1 protein-coding gene is annotated in these 1504 nt (G+C 60.0%); it reads right to left on the minus strand.

Translation table 11 applies throughout. From position 1 onward, the window contains the following. Positions 1 to 277: 277 nt before the first annotated feature. Positions 278 to 1255: an alpha/beta fold hydrolase gene (locus AX708_RS17725; RefSeq protein WP_060977092.1), complete on the minus strand. Its 978-nt coding sequence runs from the start codon at positions 1253 to 1255 to the stop codon at positions 278 to 280. Positions 1256 to 1504: the final 249 nt, after the last annotated feature.

The raw sequence follows: 1504 nt of genomic DNA on the forward strand, positions 1-1504 counted from the left end.
GTTCGGGCACCGTCGACTTTCCGACGCCTATCGGCGTCCGAAACTCTAAACGATTGCTGAACGGCAGCAATTTTCTCGAAGGCTGGCAAAGCCGACAGACCGCTTTCGGGATCACGAATCGGCTCCGCTCATGGCCGGTATTGGGTGGTTACTTCTTGGTCCGCTTTCGGAAGTAGCTGACAGCAAAGCTGTCTTGCGCGCGACGTCACACAAGTTTGGTTTTGACCCTAGGACCATGCACAAGGGCACGTTGCAGCTTCAGACCTGAAGCTCGTGCTCAGCCTTTACTCGTTTCGTCGGTGAGCCTGGCAACCTCTCGAATGATGGCCCCACCGAGCAGCTCATCACTCCACCGGTGGCCAGCGGCGGCAACGATGGTGAGCGACGCAGAGGGCCATGCTTGCGCTAAGTCCCACGCCGCCTTGGGAGGGGTGCACATATCGGCCCGACCGGCGATGATAGCACCGGGGATTCCTGCTAACCGAACAGCGTCCCGCAAAAGCTGATCGCGCTCCAAAAAGAAGTCGTGCCGATCATACCAGCTCAGGATGCGGGAGGCTGTTGCGGCACTATCGTCTAGCACGTCAGGCCTCTCGGGTGGTGCAGGCGGCCACAAATCAAGCATCTGGTTCTCCACATGCGAGAGCATAATAGCCGCCGGTGACGATATTGCCGGATCAAGGCTCGCAATCCTCGCATTGAAAGCCGCCCGCGGGTCGTCCCGCTCAACGGGCGTCAAAAATTCGTCGCGAGCGGCAAACACCTCGGGAAATACGGTGCGCGCGCCGTGCCACCACCAGCGAGTATCCTCCTCACGGCAAAGAAATACGCCGCTAACCACAAGTGCACGGACCCGCTCGGGGTGCGCTTGCGCGTAAGCAAGCGACAAAGCGGAGCCCCAGGAGCCGCCAAGCAGCATCCATTTCTCGATCCCGAGATGCTCGCGCAGCCTTTCCATGTCTTGGATCAGCGCTTTGGTGTTGTTCCCGCTCAGCTCGCCAGATGGCCGAGACCGGCCGCAGCCTCGCTGCTCGAAGAAAATGCCACGATGTGATGCAGGGTCGAGCAATCGCTTGTAGTAGGGGCGTATATCCCCTCCCGGCCCGCCGTGCACGACTACCACGGGCGCCCCGTCCGACGCTCCCCTTTCTTCCCAATAGATTTCGTGGCCATCTCCGACGCCCAACCACCCGGAGGCTATCGGCTCGGAGGCCGAGGAATGAAAGCTCGTGTCGACGCGGAACGGTGAACGCATTGGATCCCTCCCTGCGCGAATATGACGGTGATAAGACATTGCGAGCAACAGCTTTGTGAAGGTCAAAACCGGTCGGTTCTGACCCCGCAGTTGTGGGCTCCCCGAGTGCGGCTTTTAGACGATCAGAATCCGCTTCACAATGTCGCCTGCTGGGATTGGCATTCCAGTTCCGTTACGACCGACATGGGGTCGCTGCACGAACCCGCTTCGCGGGAGTGTCGCTGGCGGCGAGGGTGATGTAGAACGACA

Source organism: Erythrobacter sp. CCH5-A1, from assembly GCF_001557115.1.
Lineage (GTDB): Bacteria > Pseudomonadota > Alphaproteobacteria > Sphingomonadales > Sphingomonadaceae > Erythrobacter.

Bases quoted from the DNA above. Each gene is read 5' to 3' on its own strand.
- AX708_RS17725 (WP_060977092.1), bottom strand. From the start codon at position 1,255: ATGCGTTCACCGTTCCGCGTCGACACGAGCTTTCATTCCTCGGCCTCC.